The 22,588-nt window shown below is 42.1% G+C and carries 15 protein-coding genes; 12 read left to right on the top strand and 3 right to left on the bottom strand.

The features are described 5' to 3' along the window. Positions 1 to 18 precede the first annotated feature (18 nt). The 5 genes from ccmA (at position 19) to J6836_RS21470 (ending at position 15,486) form a co-directional block, all read left to right on the top strand. Positions 19 to 636 (top strand): cytochrome c biogenesis heme-transporting ATPase CcmA, encoded by a 618-nt coding sequence (gene ccmA / locus J6836_RS21450; protein ID WP_219245835.1) that lies wholly within the window; start codon positions 19 to 21, stop codon positions 634 to 636. Then, positions 636 to 1,301 carry a heme exporter protein CcmB gene (gene ccmB, locus J6836_RS21455; RefSeq protein WP_219245836.1) on the top strand — a complete coding sequence of 222 codons (666 nt, stop codon included), beginning with the start codon at positions 636 to 638 and terminating at the stop codon, positions 1,299 to 1,301. The genes ccmA and ccmB overlap by 1 nt, the downstream gene beginning before the upstream one ends. 426 nt (positions 1,302 to 1,727) lie before the next feature. Further along, positions 1,728 to 3,437 carry a ShlB/FhaC/HecB family hemolysin secretion/activation protein gene (locus J6836_RS21460; RefSeq protein WP_219245837.1) on the top strand — a complete coding sequence of 570 codons (1,710 nt, stop codon included), beginning with the start codon at positions 1,728 to 1,730 and terminating at the stop codon, positions 3,435 to 3,437. A gap of 11 nt (positions 3,438 to 3,448) precedes the next feature. Beyond that, complete coding sequence (locus tag J6836_RS21465; RefSeq protein ID WP_219245838.1) at positions 3,449 to 15,154, top strand: hemagglutinin repeat-containing protein; 11,706 nt, start codon at positions 3,449 to 3,451, stop codon at positions 15,152 to 15,154. Then, on the top strand, positions 15,154 to 15,486 hold the full coding sequence (locus J6836_RS21470) for a hypothetical protein (RefSeq protein WP_219245839.1): 333 nt from the start codon (positions 15,154 to 15,156) through the stop codon (positions 15,484 to 15,486). Before J6836_RS21465 ends, J6836_RS21470 begins: the two co-directional genes overlap by 1 nt. 42 nt (positions 15,487 to 15,528) lie before the next feature. Here the strand turns inward: J6836_RS21470 and J6836_RS21475 are convergent, their stop codons facing one another. Further along, positions 15,529 to 15,723, bottom strand: a complete 195-nt coding sequence (locus tag J6836_RS21475) for a SymE family type I addiction module toxin (RefSeq protein ID WP_219245840.1) — start codon at positions 15,721 to 15,723, stop codon at positions 15,529 to 15,531. On the opposite strand from J6836_RS21475, the gene J6836_RS23255 reads away from it, so the two are divergent. Together J6836_RS23255 and J6836_RS21485 are read left to right on the top strand one after the other, a co-directional pair. Next, positions 15,698 to 17,947: a VENN motif pre-toxin domain-containing protein gene (locus J6836_RS23255; protein ID WP_255586280.1), complete on the top strand. Its 2,250-nt coding sequence runs from the start codon at positions 15,698 to 15,700 to the stop codon at positions 17,945 to 17,947. The genes J6836_RS21475 and J6836_RS23255 overlap by 26 nt on opposite strands. Before the next feature lie 11 nt (positions 17,948 to 17,958). Continuing rightward, entirely contained in the window at positions 17,959 to 18,657 is a 699-nt protein-coding gene (locus J6836_RS21485; RefSeq protein ID WP_219245841.1) for a hypothetical protein, read from the top strand. Positions 18,658 to 18,707: 50 nt separating this feature from the next. Here the strand turns inward: J6836_RS21485 and J6836_RS21490 are convergent, their stop codons facing one another. Then, positions 18,708 to 18,905 carry a SymE family type I addiction module toxin gene (locus tag J6836_RS21490; protein ID WP_255586281.1) on the bottom strand — a complete coding sequence of 66 codons (198 nt, stop codon included), beginning with the start codon at positions 18,903 to 18,905 and terminating at the stop codon, positions 18,708 to 18,710. 104 nt (positions 18,906 to 19,009) lie between these two features. Here J6836_RS21490 and J6836_RS21495 point away from each other — a divergent pair, with 104 nt between their 5' ends. The 3 genes from J6836_RS21495 (at position 19,010) to J6836_RS21505 (ending at position 20,190) form a co-directional block, all read left to right on the top strand. Beyond that, entirely contained in the window at positions 19,010 to 19,195 is a 186-nt protein-coding gene (locus tag J6836_RS21495; protein ID WP_219245842.1) for a hypothetical protein, read from the top strand. Between the two features lie 23 nt (positions 19,196 to 19,218). Further along, a complete protein-coding gene (locus J6836_RS21500) occupies positions 19,219 to 19,599 on the top strand; it encodes a hypothetical protein (RefSeq protein ID WP_219245843.1) in 381 nt (126 codons plus the stop codon). Between the two features lie 183 nt (positions 19,600 to 19,782). Next, positions 19,783 to 20,190 (top strand): DUF3597 domain-containing protein, encoded by a 408-nt coding sequence (locus tag J6836_RS21505; RefSeq protein ID WP_219245844.1) that lies wholly within the window; start codon positions 19,783 to 19,785, stop codon positions 20,188 to 20,190. A gap of 49 nt (positions 20,191 to 20,239) precedes the next feature. Here J6836_RS21505 and J6836_RS21510 read toward each other — a convergent pair whose 3' ends face one another. Continuing rightward, on the bottom strand, positions 20,240 to 21,115 hold the full coding sequence (locus tag J6836_RS21510) for a leucine-rich repeat domain-containing protein (RefSeq protein WP_219245845.1): 876 nt from the start codon (positions 21,113 to 21,115) through the stop codon (positions 20,240 to 20,242). A 172-nt stretch (positions 21,116 to 21,287) separates the two neighbouring features. On the opposite strand from J6836_RS21510, the gene J6836_RS21515 reads away from it, so the two are divergent. Both J6836_RS21515 and J6836_RS21520 read left to right on the top strand, forming a co-directional pair. After that, the gene (locus J6836_RS21515) at positions 21,288 to 21,635 is read left to right on the top strand and encodes a thioredoxin family protein (RefSeq protein ID WP_219245846.1); all 348 of its coding nucleotides are present in this window, start codon (positions 21,288 to 21,290) and stop codon (positions 21,633 to 21,635) included. A 54-nt stretch (positions 21,636 to 21,689) separates the two neighbouring features. Beyond that, a complete protein-coding gene (locus tag J6836_RS21520) occupies positions 21,690 to 22,484 on the top strand; it encodes a sulfite exporter TauE/SafE family protein (RefSeq protein ID WP_219245847.1) in 795 nt (264 codons plus the stop codon). Positions 22,485 to 22,588: the final 104 nt, after the last annotated feature.

A 22,588-nucleotide genomic window follows, 5' to 3' on the forward strand; every position in this document is an offset into this window, starting at 1 on the left:
AAACAGGAAATCAGCGGCATGCTAAGTGCACAACAAGTCAGTTGCCATCGTCAAAATCGCATTTTATTTCAACAGCTTGAATTTACTGTTCAACCCAGTGAAATTTTGCAGGTTGAAGGGCCTAATGGCGCAGGGAAAACCACGCTTTTACGGATGATGGCGGGGTTACTTAAGCCTGACGAAGGGGATGTGTGCTGGCAGAATCAACCGATTGATAAACTTAAAGAAGAATTTACCCGTCATTTGCTGTATTTAGGCCATAAACCCGCGGTTAAATCGTTACTCACGCCATATGAAAACCTCAAGTTTTATCATCAAATGCACCATAAAGGGCCTGAGGGCGAGAGCATATGGCAGGCTTTAGAGGAAGTTTCATTGATTGGCTTTGAAGATATCCCTGTGAACCAGCTTTCTGCGGGGCAGCAGCGCCGAGTGAACCTTGCGCGCTTGTGGTTAAGTGAAGCGCCGTTGTGGATTTTAGACGAACCTTTTACGGCAATTGATGTGGCAGGGGTTGAACGGTTAACGATGCGTTTTCATCAACATGCCAAGCAAGGGGGCATTATTTTGTTTACCTCTCACCAAGCAATGTCAGGGCAATTTGGTTCATTAAAACTGACAGGGGGAGGTGAATAATGTTTTGGTTATTAATTAGGCGAGAACTGAAAATTGCTTTTCGCAGTTTTTCTGAGTTAGTTAACCCACTGTGGTTTTTCCTGATTGTTATTACGCTTTTTCCGCTGAGCATTGGGCCTGAGCCCCAGCTATTATCGCGTATTTCTGTGGGTATTTTTTGGGTTGCCGCAATTTTGTCTTCTTTGCTTTCTTTAGAGCGTTTATTTAAAGATGACTACCTTGATGGCTCACTTGAGCAGCTGTTGTTAGCGCCTCATCCTTTGTTTATCACCGTTTTCGCAAAAGTCATTGCGCACTGGTTAGTGACAGGATTACCGCTGATTTTATTGTCACCGATAGCGGCGCTGATGTTGTCATTTAATGGCGATACCTTAATGGTACTTGCGGGAACGTTGCTGCTCGGTACGCCCGTTTTAAGCTTTATTGGCGCGATAGGCGCAGCGCTGACAGTGTCATTAAAAAAAGGCGGTGTGTTAGTCAGTTTGCTGGTATTACCGTTATATATTCCTGTGCTGATTTATGCGACAGGTACCATGGAAGCCCACAGTTTCAAAATGCCATTAGATGGCTATTTTGCCATTCTCGCCGCATTATTTGCCGCAAGTATTACTTTCTCCCCTTTAGCAATTGCGGCAGCGTTGAAAATCAATATTAGTAATAGCTAAAAATTACATCATTTTCATTATAACAAGGGTAATCACCTACCCTTTTATATTCATTTTAGTTATTTTCACTAATCGAAATCTTTTTCACAATAAAATCCAAATCAATAAGAAAATCTTACTCATTTTTAGAGTGACTATTAGTTACGCTTTATTTTTGTCGTCAAAAAAAGTATATGGATATTGATTTTTATATCGAATTAATCAAATTTAATCATTAATTTAACTCTATATTAAATAATATCAGTTTTTTTCTTTATTTTTTTGAAAATCTTTCTTACAAATTAAATATTTAATAAAAACAGTTGGTTGATTTATTTTTCCATGGGTGTAATAAAAATGCTGGGGCTAGTCCGATTGTAATTTAACTCAAATTATGTAAAGTTGCGTATATCGACCTAACTCAAATAATAGTGATTAATAAAAATAATGTTTTTAAAGCGTAATTTTATCTATGGATCAATTTTACTTACCGTTTGTTTTCCTATTGTCGCAAAAGCCTCATTATTGAAACCTGATAATACAGATAATTTATTTAATCGGCAGACACAGCAGCAGCAAGCGCAACAACAACAGTTTGAAGCGAAAGCGCCTGATGTCAGCTTGCTTGCTCCTATTGCAAAAACACAGTTGCAATTTCCTGAAGAAACGCCATGTTTTGTGATTGAACAGGTTGAAATAACAGGACAGAAAGGGCTACCTCATTGGGTTCCAGTGCAACGTTTAGCCAATCAAGCAGTTGGGCATTGCATTGGTATTGATGGCATCAATCTCTTAATTACTGACGTACAGAATCGTTTGATCAGCCATGGTTGGATCACTTCCCGTGTGTTGGTGCCTGAGCAAGATTTATCCACGGGCACACTTAAATTGGTGGTTTTACCTGGTAAGGTACAAAAAGTTCTCTTTACTGATGACTCTTCTCAATACAGCACGTTATATACCGCGATGCCAGCGCATGCTGGGAACTTATTAGATTTACGTGATATTGAGCAAGGCCTCGAAAATTTGCAACGTTTACCAACTGTAAAAGCGTCGATGGAAATGATCCCCGGGGATGGGCCGGGTGAAACGCAAATTGTGATTAATCGACAACAGTCACGCTACTGGCATGCGAGCGCATGGGCAGATAACACAGGGTCAAAAAGTACCGGTAAAAACCAAGCAGGTATTATGCTTGCCTTGGATAATCCTACTTCGCTTAGCGATCTTTTCTACATTACTGCAACTCGCGACTTGAGCTTTTCAAGTAGTAAAGATACGACGAACTACAGTGCCCACTATTCTGTTCCTTTTGGTTATTGGCAATTTGCAACCACAGCAAGTGATTATGAATACACACAAACAATTGCTGGTATGAATGATGATATTCAATACCGTGGGAAAAGTAAGAGCTTAAACTTGCAGCTCAGCAATGTGCTATATCGCGATGCAACAGCAAAAACTACGGCAACGTATGATGTTAACTTACGGGAAACACGCAACTTTGTTCGTGATACCGAAATTGAAAACCAAAAGCGCCGTACCACCTCTTGGAAACTGGGTCTCAATCATCGTCAATATATCGGGCAGTCAACGATCACTGCGAGCGCAAGCTATCAGCATGGAACTCGTTGGTTTGGTGCGATGCCTGCTTTTGAAGAAACGAACGATCCTAACTCAAGGGAATATGCTACAGCGCTGGCAAAAGTGATGCAATTTTCGGCCTCCGCAAGCATTCCTTTTCATGTTTTAGACCAACAACTGCGTTTTGAAACCCAATATTTACGCCAAATTAGTGACAGACAGCTCACTCCTCAAGATCAATTCAGTATTGGTAACCGCTGGACGGTCCGGGGTTTTGATGGGGAACGCACACTCAGTGCAGACCAAGGGTGGACGCTAAGAAATACCCTTTCATGGGTAACACCAATTCCGAACCAAGAGCTCTATCTTGGGGCAGACTATGGGGAAATTGGCGGGCACGGCACATACCGTAATCTTGGCAATCACCTTGCGGGGGGCGCAATTGGCCTGCGAGGAGCGATCAGTGCGGCTAACCTCAGTTATGACCTCTCTATTGGTACACCATTCTCTAAACCTGACGGATTTAAAACGGATCCGGCGACGTTTGCATTTTCTGTTAACTGGAATTACTAAGGTATCTCAGGATGAATAAGTTATTTTACCGCTTAATTTTTAATGCAGCGCGCCAAATGGTGATGGTCGTTGCGGATATTACTCGCAGCCATCAAGCAGGGCCTGCGTGCCAAACAGAAAACCGTGTTGAAAAAGCCGCAAATAGCCGAATTCGCTGGTCAATTAAACGCATTGTTACCAGCCTTTGGCTGACGTTGGGTATGGTGAGTATGAGTGCCTCTGCATCAAATATTAAAGCGGATGGTAACGCACCGGGCAATCAGCAGCCGACGATTGTGAATACCCAAAATGGGTTACCTCAAGTGAACATTCAAGCGCCTAATCGTGATGGCGTTTCACGTAACCAATACAGCCAATTTGATGTCGATAACAAAGGAGCGATCCTGAATAACAGCCGCCACGACGTTAACACACAATTGGGTGGAATGATCCAAGGTAACGAGTGGCTGTCAAAGGGTGAGGCGAAAATCATCTTAAATGAGGTCAATAGCCGCGATCCGAGCCAATTAAATGGTTTTATTGAAGTTGCAGGGAAAAAAGCCGATGTGATCATCGCCAACCCTGCGGGGATCACCTGTAATGGTTGTGGGTTTATCAATGCGGACAAAGCTTTGCTATCGGCAGGTAAGACCTTGATTGAAAATGGCAAAATTAAAGGGTTTGAAGTCGATAAAGGTAGTATCAATATTATTGGTAAGGGGTACAACGGTAACGGCACCAACTATACGGCGTTAATCGCTCGCTCAGTCAATATTAATGCCAAATTACACGCTAAAGATTTAGCAATTACCACAGGGAAAAATACCGTTGCTGCGGATGGAAAAACCATTCTTAAAACAGATAATTCCACAACGGCCGATAAACCTGAATTTGCTTTAGATGTTGCCGCATTGGGTGGAATGTACGCTAATACCATCAAAATGCGTGGAACAGAAAATGGCGTAGGTGTACGAAATGCGGGGCATATTGGGGCAGAAGCTGGGGACATCACTTTATCAGTGGATGGTAAAGTGGGAAACTCGGGGGTGATCACGGCAAGCCAAAATATCGCCATCGACACCGAGCAATCCATTCATAACCAAGGTACTGTTTTAGCTCAGCAAAATGTGAAGCTTAATTCTAAGCAGGCAATCACCAACACCGATAAAGGCCAAATGGTTGCAGGGCGTGATGCGAACTTAAATGCCGCACAAATCAATAGTGACAAAACCGCGTTGCTCGCGGCAGGGGTCGATAGCAAAGGAAAATTAACTTCGGCGGGTTCTTTAACGGTTAAAGGTGATAAAAACGTTACGCTTCAAGGTGATATTGTCGCTAAAGAATCGTTAACTGCGACAGGGAGCGAACTTGACCTTTCGTTTTCAAATACTCAAGCTCAAAACATCACACTGACATCGACAGCAAAAGAAATTCGCACTAAAGAAGCACATCTGCAGGCAACGGATAAAGCCACATTAACGGCAAAAACAGGGATTGATAACCAAAAAGGGGAAATTGTTGCCAAAGAATTGTCGTTAATTGCCCCTGAATTTATTCATAACCGACAAGGAAAGCTGGTACAAACCGGTCATTCAAAAAATACCTTACAAACCAAAGTACTGGAAAACCAGCAAGGGGAAATTAACCTTGCGGGTGAGACAATCATCACCATCCAACAGTTGAATAACCAGTCAGGGCAGTTGCTCAGCCGTGATGGTAAAGTCGATATCCAAAGCCAAAACCTGAACAACCAACAAGGCACGATTTTAGCCTCCGGTAAACAAGGGCTAGCCATCAACGCAGACAAGCTCGATGGACAAAAAGGAGAAATTCTGACCAGTGGCGGCCTAAGTTTAGCAGGACAATCCATGAATTTGGATAATGGGACGACACAAGCAGAGCAAATCACCTTAAAAGCCAATGCGCTTTCTCATCGCCAAGGAAATCTCCTCCAAACAGGCGATAAAGCCATGACGGTGGACGTTGCGACGACCTTGGATAACCATGGGGGAAGCGTGTCATCCAAAGGTGATTTACGCATACAGGCAGATAACCTTGATAACACTGATGGAAAATTATTCACCAGTGCTAACAAACAGTTAGAGATCACCGCAACCACAAAATTGAATAACACGCAGGGCGTGATCCAAACCGATAAATATTTAGCCATCAAAGCCAATCAACTGGTGAATACACAAGGAAAAATCAGCAGTTTATCAGGCGCTGCATTACTCACTGCAAACCAGTTGGATGGCCATAAAGGAACGGTTTTTGCACAAAACTCTCTGCGCATTGAAAGCCAAGATATCAATTTAAATCATGGGTTTACGCAAGCTAATCAAATCACTATTTTAGCCAATAACTTTTCCCATCAAGGTGCAACGTTACTGCAAATTGGGGAAGGAAAAACGGAACTACGCATTCAAAATCATTTTGATAATCAGCGTGGGGAAATTTCCAGCAATGGGCAAATTGAGGTTTCAGCCAATGAGTTGAATAACCAAGACGGCAAAATTATTGCAGCGAAATTAGGGCAATTATCCCTGAATATTCAACAAGCACTGAATAATACCCAAGGCACATTATTAGGTAATCAAGGTATTAAACTTGTAGCAAATCGTTTGATTAATCAATCAGGTAAACTTATCGCGAGCTTTGGTGATAACCAGCTAACACTTAAACAGCTAGATGGCGAGAAAGGCGAAATTCTCTCCAAAGGTAAGTTGGCTTTAACGGGAGAGAATCTCAACCTTAATGATGCAATTACCCAAGCAGATAATATTCAAATAGACGGGAAAAATCTTTCCCACCAACGTGGAAAAATGCTGCAAACGGGCAGTGAAAAAGGCCAAATAAAGCTGACTCAAACCCTTGATAACCAAGCGGGTAATATCAGTAGCCAAGGCGCTTTACATCTGGATGTCAACACGTTGGCTAACCAACAAGGTACGGTCGTTGCCGCGAAAGTGGGCGCATTGTTTATTAATGCGAAAGACAGCGTGGATAACACGGCAGGAACGCTGTTTGCTGAGCAAGATTTTACATTGAATGCCTCGCGACTCTCTAATGTGGATGGCAAGGTGATTAGCAAGCAAGGGGACATGCTGATTGTTGCTGATAATGTACAAGGCCAGCGTGGAGAAATCGTCGCAGATGGGGAGCTTGTACTGCATGGGCAAGATATTGACTTGAGCGCAGGAAATACACAAGCCAATCACATTCAGCTGATAGCGAAAAATCTAAATCATCAGCAAGGTACAATGACCCAACTCGGTGAGCAGCAAGGTTCACTCCTTGTTTCTCAGCACCTGAATAACCAAGCGGGTAACATCAGTGGTAATGGTTCTTGGCAGATAACAGCGAATACGTTAGGAAACCAACAAGGCAAAATATTCAGTGCAAGAATGGGGGCGTTAAACCTACAGATTCAGAAGGTACTGGATAACACGGGTGGTACCTTAACTGGGCGCCAAGGGGTATTTGCTGATACCCAATCACTGATTAACCGCACAGGTAAAGTGATTGCGAGTATGGGTGATATTACCTTGAACAGCCAATCTCTTGATGGTGATGAGGGCGAGCTATTGGCTGCGAATACCTTGAATATTCAAGGTGAAACGCTGTCATTAAACCAAGGGATTACTCAGGCTGATCAGGTTTTGATCACGGCAAATACGCTTGAACATCAAAACGGTAAATTATTACAAACAGGTAATAAAGCAGGGGAAATCACGCTGCAAGGGCGGCTAAACAACCAAGCAGGTGAAATTGGCAGTAATGGTGACTTTACAATCACAGCCGATTCCCTTGATAACCAAGATGGCCAGATCTTAACAGCAAATAATGGTCACCTATCCATTGGTGTAAAAAATGAGCTAGTCAACAAAAATGGCGCTCTGGTGGGTGAAAATGGCCTGAAAATCACCGCGAGGGAGTTGGATAACCAACACGGTAAAGTTGTCGCGCGCCATGGAAATAGCACATTAGATATTACGAATAATATCAATAACCAAGCGGGGCTAATTGCAGCTGAACAACTATTGCAGATGCGTAACCAAGCCCTGCAAAACCAGCAAGGGTACATTCAGGCCAATACCATCAATATCGATACCCAAAAACAGTTATTCGATAACACCCAAGGGTCATTGTTAGCGCAACAAAAACTCACATTAAACAGCGGTAAAATTGAGAATCAACAGGGAAGCATTCAGTCTGGTAGTGACATGCAGATTGATACCCATGGCGAGCAATTACATAATACACAAAGTGGTGATAATAAAGGTATTTATGCACAGGGCGGGCTAACGTTAACCTCGGGGGATCTCGATAACGAAAAAGGCCGTATTGTGGCAAAAGGCCCATTGGCGCTTAACAGCCAAGCGTTAACTAACCAGCAAGGTTTGATTGGCAGCCAATCTGCTATCTCGATGAAAACTCAGCAGTTGGATAACACAGAAGGCACGGTTAAGGGGCAATCTATCGTCCTTGATACTCAAGGCCAACGTTTAACTAACACCGGCAAAACAGATGATAAAGGGATTTTTGCTAGCCAAAAACTGGCGTTAATGGTTGGTGAGCTGATTAACCAACAAGGCCATATTCAAGCAGGTGATATCAGAATAGACACACTGAAAAACCGTGTCGATAACTCCCAAGGGGAAATTTTAGCCAGTCTCGGGTTAAGCCTAAACAGTGGCGAGCTTGATAACCAACAAGGGCGGATTCAAGCTGGCCAGCAGTTAGTTTTGGACACTCATGGGCAGCTTCTAAACAATAGCAACACACAAAAAAGTGGTGGGTTGTTAAGTGGTGGGAGCTTCACGCTCAACAGCGGCAAATTAACGAACCAGCAAGGGCAAATCCAAAGTGCGGGGGCAAGTGCATTAACCTCTCAGGCCTTGGATAACCAGCAAGGGCGGATTTATTCAGGTGGCTTATTGGATATCAATACTCAGAAAAACGATGTATTGAACCAAGAGGGCGTGTTGGCGAGTGAAGGGCAACTCACTCTAACAGCCAATGATCTGAAGAATCAGCAAGGGTTTGTGCAAGGTAAACAAGGTTTAAATATTGATGCTAATCATATCGATAACCAAAAAGGTACACTCTTAAGCCAGTCTTCAGCGCAAATCACAGGCGCCACCCTGAATAACCGCGAAGGAACATGGCAATCACAGGGAAATAGCCACCTGACGATTACGCAACGTATTGATAACCAACAAGGACAAATTTTGTCTGGGGCGGATTTACAGGTTGCCAGCCAATACCTGAATAACACCAAAGGTACTCTTCAAGGGCTGAACAACGTTGAGTTGGTTTTAGCGCAACAGCTTGATAACCAACAAGGTTGGATTAAAGCCAATGATAACCTGAATATCACAGCAACGAATGTTGATAACCAAAATACCGCCCAAGCAGGGCAAGGGATTGAAGGGCAGAATGTCACGCTAAAAGCGACGGAATTGAATAACCAACGTGGTGCAGTACGTGCAGGGCAAACTATTCAGGCAAATATCGCTCAATCCTTAAATAATAACCAAGGCATGGTATCCGCAGGGTCAGATTTGACTGTTGCTGATAATGCGAAAGGGAAAGCCTTAACGCTCACAAACCAGCAAGGGGTGATTGTTAGCAACGGTTCTGCGAGTGTATCTGCAAACACATTAACCGGTGAAGGGAAACTTATTGCCCAAAAAGTACTGACATTGGCTATCAATCAAGCATTTGAAAACCATGGGCGCATTCAGGCGGGGGAACGCTTAACCGCTAATTTTGCCCAAGGCTTCACAAACTATGGGTTAATATCTAGCCTTGGTGAGTTTGCATTGAGTACGACGACGGTCATTAATCAGGTATCTGGGGAAATCAGTGGTCACAATACGCGAATCAACGCCAGTGGCAACATCATCAATACAGGGCTAATTGATGGCACTTTGACCCACATTGTGGCAAAAAAACTCGATAACGTCGGTACAGGGCGTATTTATGGCGATTTCTTATCGATAGCAGTCAATACCTTATTGAATGATAAGCAAGGGGATAAATCGGCTGTTATTGCAGGGCGCAAAGAAGTTAACTTAGCGGTTTCTGAACTGGTGAACCGTGACCACGCCTTAATTTACAGTGATGGTGATTTGACCATCGGTAATGTGCTTAGTGACAAACTGCAAGCCACTGGCCATGCTAAAAGCGTGAAAAATCACAGTGCAAATATTGAAGCGGATGGCAATCTCACTCTCAAAACCTCTCTACTTGAAAATAAAGATATTCATTTAGAACTGACTGAAAAGCCGATTGAAGTTAGCCGTGAACACTTCGATTGGTTCGATTACGGTAATGGTAAGCGTTATAAAATTCAGCCACGTAATGGTAACCAAACCCGTTATGCGATTAATGATGATGGTACGCTCAATAAGGAAGTGGGCATTCACTATGAAAAATCCAATCGCTGGCGGATGTTTGAATATGGTAACTGGACAAAAGATTTTTACGAATATGACTATAACCGTGTTGTGTATGAAACACAGGTCATTAAACGCGATGCGGCATTAATCACCAGTGGTAAACACTTAACCATTGATGGGCAGCAACTGAATAATGAAAATTCACGTGTTGTTGCGGGGCAAAACCTGATTTTAATGGGTTATGGCCTAAAAAATGAAGAAGCACAAGGCATCCGCCGTATCGTTGAAGACGGTGACACCATTTATCGTTACAAAGGCGGTGGTAAATGGAAAACTCGTACTAGCACGTCAAAATACCAAGGTATTAATAGTGAAGAGGATTTACCGCTACATTTACTGGAAGTAAAAGAGCAAGCGGGGGGAATTAATAAAACTCACTTGGATGGTGTGAAAGTCAATCTACTCGATGGCGCAGCGGATACCGTGTCTGAATCAACGATAACAGATAACCAAGGGGCATTGCTGGCAGAAACCACATTAAAAGGCGGTAAAAATACGCCTCTTGAGCTTGCTGCAGGCCAACAAGCTGAAGTGACGCAATTACCGTCGGTTTCGGCGAAAACTGACGTGAGCGACGATAAAACCGTTGGCGCGACAGCGCAGACTGGTGATGCCAATGTGGGGAATGGCGCTGATGTTCAAGGGGTAGGTGATGCAGGTGCAGGGGAAAATATCACGGCAGAAAAAGCGCCTCAAGGTAAAGATAACCTCGATACCGTGATCAGAACCGTTGGGCCAAACACCCAATTACCAGATAACAGCCTGTTCAACGTCATACCCGGCACTGACAGCCAATTCTTGATTGAAACAGACTCACGGTTCACTAACTACAAAAAGTGGTTATCCAGCATTGATATCGTCACCAATGAGCAACTGCATAAGCGCTTAGGTGACGGTTATTATGAGCAGCGTTTAGTTCGTGACCAGCTAATTGAAACCACAGGTCAGCGGTTACTGGGCAACTATAGTAGCGATGAAGAGCAGTATCGAGCCCTGCTAACTAACGGTGTGGCATTTGGTCAACAGTTTAACCTAACACCGGGTGTCGCACTTTCGCCTGAGCAAATGGCTAACTTGACCAGCGATATCGTATGGATGGTAAATAAAGAAGTCACCTTGCCTGATGGCCGTGTTGAGATGGTGAGTGTACCGCAGGTGTATGTTCGTGCACGCCAAGGCGATCTAAACGGCAATGGAGCACTACTTGCAGGGCGCAATGTGTCTGCCAATATCACGGGCGACTTGCTCAATAGTGGTGAAATTAACAGCCGCGAATTAACGGATTTACGTGCAGAAAACATTGAAAACAGCGGGCGCATTCAAGGGAAAGACGTTCAACTCAACACATTGAAAGATATAAACAATGTGGGTGGTGAAATCCGTGGTTTAGATAGCGTATCACTCTCAGCCGGGCGCGACATTCTCAGTGAAACTGCGCAGCGTGGCGAAGGCAATTCTCAATGGCTCGACCGCCCTGCCAGTATTTATGTTACAGGGGATAACGGCCAACTGACCTTAAAAGCCGTGCAAGATATCAACTTGATTGCAACGGATGTCGGCAATTTAGGCGTAGAAGGTAAAACGTCCATTATCGCTGGGCGTGATATCAGCTTAGAAACGCGAGATGTGAGTTCGGCTTTTGATTACACGCATAATTCAACGAATTATTACCGCGGCGAAAATAGCACTGAAGTGGGCACCCAAATCCAAACTAAAGGGGATTTAACACTGTCCGCAGGGCAAGACCTCTCCGCTCGCGTAGCGAATGTATCCAGTGGCGGCGAATTAGCCGTGAATGTGGGGCGTGATATTAACCTGACCTCTGGGGTGGAAAGCAGTGATTATGCTAAGCACACCAAACACACGGACAAAGGTTTTCTATCGAGCACCACAAAAGAAACCCATGATGAAGTCAACGAGCGTACGGCAATCAGCAGTACGTTAAGTGGCGATAGCGTCAAAATGACCGCAGGTAATGACGTCAATATTCAGGGCAGCAATGTTCTGGGAACTAACGATGTTACCGTCAATGCTGGTAATCAGCTGAATGTCACCACATCTGATGAGGCGTTACATGAAACGCACATGTCGAAGACGAAAAAATCAGGGCTGATGAGTACAGGTGGCTTGGGCTTAACTGTCGGGTCAACGTCTCAAAAAGTCACGACTGATAGTGACAGTAACTTGAAAAAAGGCAGCGTAATCGGCAGCTCCGCAGGTGATGTGACACTGGAGGCTGGTGGTTCAGCGAACATCCATGGCAGTGATGTGATCGCCGCGAAAGATATTAATATCACAGGCAGTGACGTGAATATTACGGCCGCTGAAAATAGCCGAACCGATATAACGACGGTGGAAAGTAAGTCTAGCGGCCTCACGGTGTCATTAGGTGGTGCTGCGGGCAGTATGTTAGACGGTATGGCGCAGACAGCGAAATCGGCGAAACAGGAAGACGATGGCCAATTAGCGGCACTTAAAGGGATGAAAGCGGGTCTGCAAGGTGTTCAAGCAGAACAAGCCGGTGAGTTGGCTGGGCTGAAAAAAGGCGGCAGTGTCACAGACGCCTTTGGTGTGAACGTGTCTTATGGCAGTAGCTCGTCAAAATCCACGACAAAAACGCAGCAAAATACTGCATCTGGTAGCAGCCTGAGCGCTGGGGACAATATTAACCTTACGGCCACAGGTAAAAAAGAGGGCAGCCAAGGCAACTTGGCAGTACAAGGCAGCCAGTTAACCGCAGATAAAAACATCACGTTAACGGCAAAAAATGATATCGACCTAACCAGTGCTAGTAACACGCAAACAGTGGATGGCAAAAACTCAAGCTCAGGCAGTTCAATTGGTGCGGGTATCAGCTCAGGCGGTTGGAACGTCAATGCCAGCGTCAATAAAGGCAGCGGTTTCGAAAAAGGTAATAGCGAGTATTACACCGATACACAGGTGGATGCTGGTAAACAACTGACCTTGAACAGCGGCAAAGATACCACATTAACAGGTGCGCAGGTCAGTGGCGAGACAGTGAAAGCCAATGTTGGCGGCGATTTAACTTTATCGAGCCAGCAAACCACCGACAAATACGACTCGAAGCAAAAAGGCGGTAGCTTGTCGGGGAGTATTGGCACAGGGTTGAATACCACGGCATCGGTGAATGTGAATAAAACCGAGATGCACAGTGATTATCAATCGGTGGATAAACAAACGGGTATCAATGCAGGCAAAGGCGGTTTTGATATCACGGTGGGCAATCATACGCAGCTCGATGGTGCGGTGATTGGCAGCACGGCCGAGGCCGATAAAAACAAACTCGACACGGGCACACTGGGCTTTGGGGATATCAAAAACAAAGCCGAGTACAAAGTGGATAGCCAAAGTGGCGGGTTTAGCACGGGAGGCTCACCATTTGAAGACCAGTTAGCGGGTAATGCGGCAGGTTCGTTATTGACCAATGTGAATAACAAAGGGAAAGACAGCAATACCACGCATGCGGCGGTGTCGGAAGGTGAGATTGTTATCCGCAATAAGGATAATCAGAAACAAGATGTCACCGAATTAAGCCGTGATGTGGATAATGCCCACGAGAAACTGAACACGATTTTTGACAAAGAAAAAGAGCAGAAGCGGATAGAGAAAACGCAGCTAGTCGGCGAGTTAGGTAAGCAGATTACGGATATTGCGGTGACGGATGCGACCATAAAAGCCACGAAGGAGGCGAACGAGAGCAAGAACATCACGACACAGCAAGAGCGTGAGGCTGCGAAAAAAGCGCTAGAAGTACAAGGAAAAGTGGTCAGCGATGAGGCAATTGATAACTATATTCACGAGCAAGTTATTCAGGCGAAAGTGAATGAATCCGGTTGGGGTGTGGGTGGTGACAAGCGCCGAATAGTGGAGTCGGGCACGGCGTTAATCCAAGGGTTGGTGAATGGCGATGTAAATAAAGCGGTGGCGAATGCGAGTGCACCGTATATTGCGAATCAAATAGCGCAACATATCCCAGCTGAAAATAAAGAAGGCCGCATAGCGGCGCACGGTATTGCGAATGTTGCATTAGCACTGGCAAAAGGTGAAAATGCAGGCGCGCAATCGTTAGGTGCGATGACGGCAGAAGCGGTGGGAATGCTATCGCAAGAGCTGTATAAGAAAAAGCCAAGTGAGCTAACGGAAGATGAAAAATCGACGGTAAGTGCGTTTGCGAGTCTGGCCGCGGGTATAGCGGGTGGATTAGTCGGCGGAGATACGTCAAGTGCAGCAAATGCCGCAGAGGCCGGGAAGACCACGGTTGAGAATAACTATCTATCAAATAAAGATGTTCTCAACATGCAGAAAGAACTGGAGATCGCAGAGAAAGAGGGCAAAGACACTCAACCTATTTATGAAAAATATGGTGCGTTGAGTGAGAAGCAAAGAGAAGAAGCGGTAGCAAAAGAATGTAGCGATAATGTGTATTGCTCGATTGCTGCTTGGGAAATGATGAACACAGGGAGTGAGCAATCTAACTCCAAATTAGCGGCTTTAGCCTCTAAGTTAAGTCCTGAAGAACAGGCGAAATTCAATGCGTTTGTGAATGCAGAGAATGCCGAAAGTGCTCATGCAATTTATCAATCACTCCCTACATCAGTTCGTGTTGCACTACAAGGTAAGGAAATTCTAGATAGTACGGGTATCCGAGGACCTGTATCAGGCTCAGGCGGTGTGTCAGCTTTAGGGATCAAAGGTAAAGGTGACAAAGGGAATAAAGAAAAAGAACAAAGTAATAGTTCTCAAAAAAATCCATCATCAACAGAGCATAAAGTTGTTGATATCAAGTCTGGTGGTAAAGGTGATTGGAATAAGCAGCTGAATAAACCTGAGCCAAATACAGTTTATAAAGTCGATGGGAACAACACTTATAAAACAGATTCTCAAGGACGAGTACAAAGTGTAGAAGCAAAACTTTCATTAAATACCAATGATAGAAATAGCTATCAGCAATGTAAAGCTGGCAAATGTGGCGTTGCTGGTGATGAAGGTGGACATTTAATTGCAACTCGTTTCAATGGTCCAGGAGAAAAACTCAATATTGTTCCAATGAACTCTAACTTGAATAGAGGTGAATGGAAAAAAATGGAGAACTCATGGGCTGACGCGTTAAAGAACGGTAAACAAGTTAATGTTAAAATAGAACCGGTATATTCAGGACAAAGTGGTCGGCCAAGTAGTTTTAACGTTACGTATAAGATTGGAAATGAGCGTCCTGTAGAAAGAACGTTTATTAACGATTCTGGAGGTAAATAATGAAAACTGAACAAGAAATATATAATGAGATAGGGTTATTACTATACGGCATAGCTCCAGATGATGCTCAAAAAATAATAATGAGAGCTAGCTTATCAGCCGAGGGTGACACATGTGAATATGAATATGATTATATTGATAATGAAAATGAGTTGAAATGGCTTACAGCGGGTGGCGTCGTGAATACAAATATGCTTCACAATTTAGTTGAACTGCAAAACTATTATATTGAAAATAATCTAACGAATGGCCTTCCCGTTTGGAAAGCTTGTGAATCTACATTAGACTTAGAAACAATGAAAATTAATATAGATTTTAAATACGAAGATTAAAGTAAAAGATCCCAGTAAGTGCTGGGATCTTCGTTAAAAGCCTCACTCCTCAGCCAACCGGATAATCAACTGTCCGGCTTGACGAGTGAGGGTATAGTGGCTACCCACCTCAAATCCCAACTCATTCAGCCACTTACCGCTGATTATCAGTTGGGGGCTGGGGTTGGGTTTACCGCTGTTCGGCAAGTAACCCACTGAATATCGTCTGCTTTTGACCTCATCTTCTTTAGTCACCATCCAAATATTCCAAGCCTATCTTGTTATTTTCCTGTCTTTTTTACTCAAATACACCGAACAAACCACCGACAAATACGACTCGAAGCAAAAAGGCGGTAGCTTGTCGGGGAGTATTGGCACAGGGTTGAATACCACGGCATCGGTGAATGTGAATAAAACCGAGATGCACAGTGATTATCAATCGGTGGATAAACAAACGGGTATCAATGCAGGCAAAGGCGGTTTTGATATCACGGTGGGCAATCACACGCAACTTGATGGTGCGGTGATTGGTAGCACGGCCGAGGCCGATAAAAACAAACTCGACACGGGCACACTGGGCTTTGGGGATATCAAAAACAAAGCCGAGTACAAAGTGGATAGCCAAAGTGGCGGGTTTAGCACGGGAGGCTCGCCATTTGAAGACCAGTTAGCAGGTAATGCGGCAGGTTCGTTATTGACCAATGTGAATAACAAAGGGAAAGACAGCAATACCACGCATGCGGCGGTGTCGGAGGGTGAGATTGTTATCCGCGATAAGGATAATCAGAAACAAGATGTCAATGCGCTAAGCCGTGATACGGACAATGCCCACGAGAAGCTCAACACGATTTTTGACAAAGAGAAAGAGCAGAAGCGGATAGAGAAAACGCAGCTAGTCGGCGAGTTAGGTAAGCAGATTACGGATATTGCGGTGACGGAAAAGCGGATAGACGCGACCAAAGAAGAGACGAAAAACTTCGATAAAACACCAGTCACAGCTGATGAGCGTAAGAAAGCGATTGATTCTATCAAAGACCCGAACTTAAAAGGGGATGAAACAGCTATTCGTGAGGCGGTATTGAACGACCGCATTGAAAAAGCGGTTCAAGCATCAGAGTGGGGCGTGGGTGGTGATAATCGCCGCATTGTGGAATCGGGCACAGCCTTAATCCAAGGATTGGTGAATGGGGATGTAAATAAAGCGGTGGCGAATGCGAGTGCACCGTATATTGCGAATCAAATAGCGCAACATATCCCAGCTGAAAATAAAGAAGGCCGCATAGCGGCGCACGGTATTGCGAATGTTGCATTAGCACTGGCAAAAGGTGAAAATGCAGGGGCACAATCGTTAGGTGCGATGACGGCAGAAGCGGTGGGAATGCTATCGCAAGAGCTGTATAAGAAAAAGCCAAGTGAGCTAACGGAAGATGAAAAATCGACGGTAAGTGCGTTTGCGAGTCTGGCCGCGGGTATCGCGGGTGGATTAGTTGGCGGCGATACGTCAAGTGCGGCAAATGCCGCAGAGGCCGGGAAGACCACGGTTGAGAATAACTATCTGAGTTTTGATGAAAAGCAAAGAGAGAAAACCCTCGAAAACAAATTGAAACAAGGCACTATCTCCGATGCGGAACAATCAGAACTGAATGCGCTTAAAGAAAAAAGTGATGAACGCAATGAATCACTAATGGCTGCTTGCCAAGGTGGTATGTCAGAAGCCTGTATAAATGATAAAAAACAGGCGATGAGTGCAGAAAAAACCTATCAATTAGAAGGTGAATATCAGGCGTTCTATGATGCATTAAAAGATCATCCAGATGAAAAAAGGCAATTTGATGCACTTGTAGACGAATATTCTCGCGAAGTTAGTGCTTTGATGTACAAAGGATATACCCTTGAACAGGCCATGAATAAGATTCAGTCTGATAATAGAATGGCTGCGATATATCAGAAATCAATGGATGAGATGCCTGGATGGGCGAAATTTGGTATGGCTCTTCAGGATACGGTTGCGATGGTTTATGGAGCTAAAGCAGCAAATAACACATTAATACCATGGGAAAAAGGTTACTACAATAAACCTCAGCAAGGTGGAACATTAAATGTTGGTGCAGGTAAAAAGCCGATTGAAAATGCATATAATATTTCGCACCCAGATTATCCACGAGGATTAGGCGTTCATGCAGGTAATGCTAATGATTTATCAAATATTGCGACAGGTTCCCAAAAAGTGATTGTCATGGAAAACCCATACGGATTTAAACCGTTTAATAATGAAGTATTGAGAGTATTGGATAAAGATGGAACTATGGTAGTTACGGGGTCTTGGAATAATCCTGCTATGAAAAACATTGAAAAAGAAGCTAAGAAAAATGGGTTTAAATTAGTAGAAGTGAAAGTAATTTCAAGTGAAGGCTTTAAAAATTCAAATGGTAAGCCTATAAATAACCCAACTGTTAAAGAATATAAATTTGAAAGAGAGTGATCGGGTGATATATGAAATATGATATAGACATAACTTGTAGTTATCCGAAAATGATTTGTTTAGATAATAATATAGATCTGAAATCATATTTTTCGATTTCAGATCTTAGTAATAATTCTATTTATTCTTCAATATCATTGAGTAACATAATAGTTAATCTTGATGAAGAAGAATGGTATAACCCGATAATAAATAATAATAGCGATAGTATTGTTGCAAAAGCTTTAAAAAGCATAGGAAACGAAGAATTAGAAATGCTTACATTAATGTTAAAGAAAGCAACACTGCATATCAGCGGTATAAAATGTACTTATATTCAGATTAAATCAGGAGTAAAAAATCATTATCATTCGGAGGATAGTGAGTTTTCTATCGGTGATAAATGTATATGGCTTGTAGGCTATAGCTCTGACTATGTGGATTCGATGGTAAATATAATGTTAATTTTTAATGGTTCTATAAAAATTGAATTTGATGAGTCAGATATATTGATTGAATCAATGAATTACAAATGTTTTATTGACTCTACAAGTGTAAATACATTTAATAATGCGCTTGATTTATTCGTAGAAACGAAAAAACGATGGATGGATAAAAGTAAATTTAATGGGATAAAGTCTAGCTTATTAAACTTTGATGGTTTTATTAAATATTTTGATGATACAGAGTATGGGAGTTTTGCAATTAAAAACTACATTCCTAAAAATTGAATGCTATCAAGTAGATAATAAAAAAGCATTACTTTAGTCAAAAATATTTTTTAGCGTTCCCCCTCAGCCAACCGGATAATCAACTGTCCGGCTTGACGAGTGAGGGTATAGTGACTGCCCACCTCAAACCCCAACTCCTTCAACCACTTACCGCTGATTATCAGTTGGGGGCTGGGGTTGGGTTTACCGCTGTTCGGCAAGTAACCCACTGAATATCGTCTGCTTTTGACCTCATCTTCTTTAGTCACCTATCCAAATATTCCAAGCCTATTTTGTTATTTTCCTGTCTTTTTTACTCAAGCACACCGAACAAACCACCGACAAATACGACTCGAAGCAAAAAGGCGGTAGCTTGTCGGGGAGTATTGGCACAGGGTTGAATACCACGGCATCGGCGAATGTGAATAAAACCGAGATGCACAGTGATTATCAATCGGTGGATAAACAAACGGGTATTAATGCAGGCAAAGGCGGTTTTGATATCACGGTGATACTAGCTAATCTTAAAAAAGGTATATTAGTAATAAACTTTAAATGAATATTTTCTGGAGGTGAAAGTTAATGGACATTCGTTGGTTGAAAAAAACAAAAAACTATTTAATAAGTCATGAGGGGGGAGATCTCTATTATTTGCTCGAATCATTGATTAAAAGGGAAAAAATGACATATAGACAATTCCTTTATGATGCATCTCATGGCATTAGCAATGGTGAAAGTGAAGGATTCGATTTTGTATTGGATGGCGATTATGATGACCCAAATGACTTTGACTCTGTTGAGTTTTACGTTGGTGGGTTGGAAAGTACGGAAATGACAGTGTCTATTTTTATAGAGTTAATGCAATATTTATCAGAAAGTTATCTCATTGATAATCCTAAAGATAAAATATCAGTTGAGACATCAATGCTAAGAATTAAGCAACGTTATTATAAATTTTTATAAAGAATAATTAACTTATCCTAACCTTCAAGCGATCTATTTAGTCTGTAGTCAATACCGTCATCGAACTTTGATAACCTAAAGATGTCCACCTAGCATATAACCAGAAAAATAGATTTCTCAGTGTAGGGTGCTATAGTTTATATGAAGAATATTATCCTTTAGCACAATACGAGAGGGGCACTTATGAGCTTTTTCCAAGAGATTTTAACTAAGGTTTTTAAACCCGCGGATGCAAAAATAGAAAATAGTGCAGACCCTGTTGCAGCCATGACGGAAGCGATTAGAGCCAATATTAATATTAGTAATGATGCTATTTCAGAAAATAAAATTGATGCCATGGCTGTGCTAGAAGGCTTGGCAAAAAGTTACCCACAAAAATTGAATTGGAAAGTGTCGATTGTTGATTTATTAACATTATTGGGTTTGGATAACAGCTTAACTGCACGGAAAAAACTTGCCGCAGAGCTAGGTTACCAAGGTGACACAAATGATACTGCAACCATGAACGTGTGGCTAATTAAAGAAGTTATTAAGCAATTAGAGCAAGCAGGTGGTAATGTGAATGAGCTTGTGAATCAACTCAAAAAATAATTTTCAGCAGTGCCGTAGTGTCATGACTGCGGCACGCTTAAAGTCATCATTAAATAAAAACGGTACAGCCTTTATTTCTCAGTGCTTCAACCACTTTTGGTTCCTCAGTAAAGCTATTCCATCGTAAATCTAGCTTAATTAGGCTAGTTAAATTTATTAAACTGTCAGGTAGTGTTTGAAGTTGATTGGCTCGTAAATCCAAATATTGGAGAGATGCCATTTCACTAATTGATTCAGGTAGTTGAGCTAACTGATTAAACCTTAGATTTAAAGTATGCAATTTCTTAAGGGCAGATATTGCAGGGGAGATCGTGTGAATTTTATTTTGATTCAGATCCAGAAGACGAAGAGAATATAGTCCCGAAATATTATCCGTAAGTTCTGAAATACGGTTATTCATCAAATGTATTTCATGCATATTAGTTAATTGAGAAAGAGAGTCGGGAAAGCTTTCGATTTGGTTATTATACAGCCGCAATTCATTAAGGTTTTGTAACTGAGAAAACCAAGAGGGTATCTCAGTTAACAGGTTATCCGTTGCATTGAAATAAACAAGATTTTTTAATTGGGATAATGAATTTGGCAGAGAGCGAATGCCATTGTCGCTCAAATAGAGAAATTGCAATTGATGCAGTTTACCTATTTCATCTGAAATTTCGGCAATGTGGTTGTGCCCTAAATCTAACATTTTGAGCTGTGTTAACTTTGCTATTTCAGCAGGAATCGATTGAATCTGGTTACAGGAAAGATTGAGAACGCTGAGATTTTTACAGTGAGTTACATTACGAGGAAATACACTGAGTTTATTGTTATATGCACTGACTAAGCTGTAATCGAAAGGTGCTAGAATGTGTGTGTCAATTTCGTCTCGGCAGCTTGAATCCAGATTGAGTTCAAACTGTGAGTTTGAATGTTGGTGTAGCATCGCCTTCCTCGCTCTAATTAAAATGTATTAATTGCATTTTATCTGCAAAAAATAAAATAATGAACAACATAATAAGATTGAATTGAATGGCGTTTTAAGTCATTAATCATGCCGCTATCTATGATACAGTTTAAAAAGTTAACGGATATCAATATCAGCCTAGGTGAACAACATGTCTAATATTTTATTGTTAGATAGTGAAAATTTCTCACGCACATTATATAACCCACAAGAGCAAGACTCACCCATTGTTGTTGTCTATTTTTCTGCATCATGGTGTATACCTTGCAAAAATATGAAGCCTGTTTTTGAGCAATTAGCGAGCCACTTTGAAAAAAGTTCGGTTAAATTTGCTATGGTTGATATCGCTCAGTCCCCCATATTAGCGCCTAAATATGGTATTAAATCTGTCCCAACGATCGCTGTTTTTAAAGAGTCTCGATTGATAAAAGTGATGGCGGGAGAACTATCTTTCGCTAAAGCTGTAGAAACTTTAAACCAAATATTTTGTATTAATTAGGCGTTCGGTTTAAAGTGATTTTCCCTTTTTTATAACACGAATAAACTCATTGTTATGCTGCTATTGATTCTTGAAGGTTTACTGATTGGGTGCTTGCTTGGGTTAACAGGGGCAGGCGGTGGTATTTTGGCGGTTCCTGCGTTGATGGCGAGCCAAAATTGGACGGTGGCACTTGCTGCCCCTGTTGGGCTTTTGGCAATAACATTGGCTGCTTTTATTGGTGTTATTCAAGGGCTTATTAGTAAAACAATACGTTACAAAGCGGCTATATGGATTGCCATAGTTAGTATTCCTTTTGCCAAATATGGTATTTATCTGGCTCAAATAATTACGCCTATTTGGCTGACGTTAGCCTTCAGCCTCGTGATGCTTTTTGTTGCATATCGTACTTTTTTTAGCCAATTAACTGAACTAAACGATGTACCCTGCCAAATTAACCAAGAAACAGGCAAGTTTATTTGGAATATAAAAACGGCATCCATATTGGGTGGGATAGGAATTATTGCGGGACTTTTAACTGGGTTGCTAGGTGTTGGAGGTGGTTTTGTGATAGTCCCTGCCTTACGGAAAGTGTCCAACTTAAATATAAAAAGCATTATTGCCACTTCATTAATGGTCATTTTTTGTATTGGCAGCGTAAGCATCCTAATAAATATTTTGAATGGGTTTCAATACCCTAAAGAAATTAGCTTAATATTTATCGCCTCTTGTATTATTGGTATGTTAATAGGGCGATTAATCATGAATTATATTTCATTGAAATTAGTTAAAAATATATTTGCGAGTTTAATTGTTATGGTCTCTATCGGGCTGCTCTATTCAATATTTGATGAGTTAAATATAATTTGAATTGTATGTTTAATTATGAAATAGAATAAATTAACTCGCTCTATTTGTGATTTAATTATTTTTGCATTTTATGGTGCATATCACCCTTTTGGATTTTAGTGAGT

The sequence above is a fragment of the Providencia sp. R33 genome (genome assembly GCF_019343475.1).
In the GTDB taxonomy this organism is placed as follows: Bacteria; Pseudomonadota; Gammaproteobacteria; order Enterobacterales; family Enterobacteriaceae; genus Providencia.

Bases quoted from the DNA above. Each gene is read 5' to 3' on its own strand.
- J6836_RS21470 (WP_219245839.1), top strand. From the start codon at position 15,154: ATGAAAACTGAACAAGAAATATATAATGAGATAGGGTTATTACTATAC.
- ccmA (WP_219245835.1), top strand. From the start codon at position 19: ATGCTAAGTGCACAACAAGTCAGTTGCCATCGTCAAAATCGCATTTTA.
- J6836_RS21520 (WP_219245847.1), top strand. From the start codon at position 21,690: ATGCTGCTATTGATTCTTGAAGGTTTACTGATTGGGTGCTTGCTTGGG.
- J6836_RS21465 (WP_219245838.1), top strand. From the start codon at position 3,449: ATGAATAAGTTATTTTACCGCTTAATTTTTAATGCAGCGCGCCAAATG.
- J6836_RS21475 (WP_219245840.1), bottom strand. From the start codon at position 15,723: ATGGTGACTAAAGAAGATGAGGTCAAAAGCAGACGATATTCAGTGGGT.
- J6836_RS21500 (WP_219245843.1), top strand. From the start codon at position 19,219: ATGGACATTCGTTGGTTGAAAAAAACAAAAAACTATTTAATAAGTCAT.
- J6836_RS21515 (WP_219245846.1), top strand. From the start codon at position 21,288: ATGTCTAATATTTTATTGTTAGATAGTGAAAATTTCTCACGCACATTA.
- ccmB (WP_219245836.1), top strand. From the start codon at position 636: ATGTTTTGGTTATTAATTAGGCGAGAACTGAAAATTGCTTTTCGCAGT.
- J6836_RS21485 (WP_219245841.1), top strand. From the start codon at position 17,959: ATGAAATATGATATAGACATAACTTGTAGTTATCCGAAAATGATTTGT.
- J6836_RS21460 (WP_219245837.1), top strand. From the start codon at position 1,728: ATGTTTTTAAAGCGTAATTTTATCTATGGATCAATTTTACTTACCGTT.
- J6836_RS21510 (WP_219245845.1), bottom strand. From the start codon at position 21,115: ATGCTACACCAACATTCAAACTCACAGTTTGAACTCAATCTGGATTCA.
- J6836_RS21505 (WP_219245844.1), top strand. From the start codon at position 19,783: ATGAGCTTTTTCCAAGAGATTTTAACTAAGGTTTTTAAACCCGCGGAT.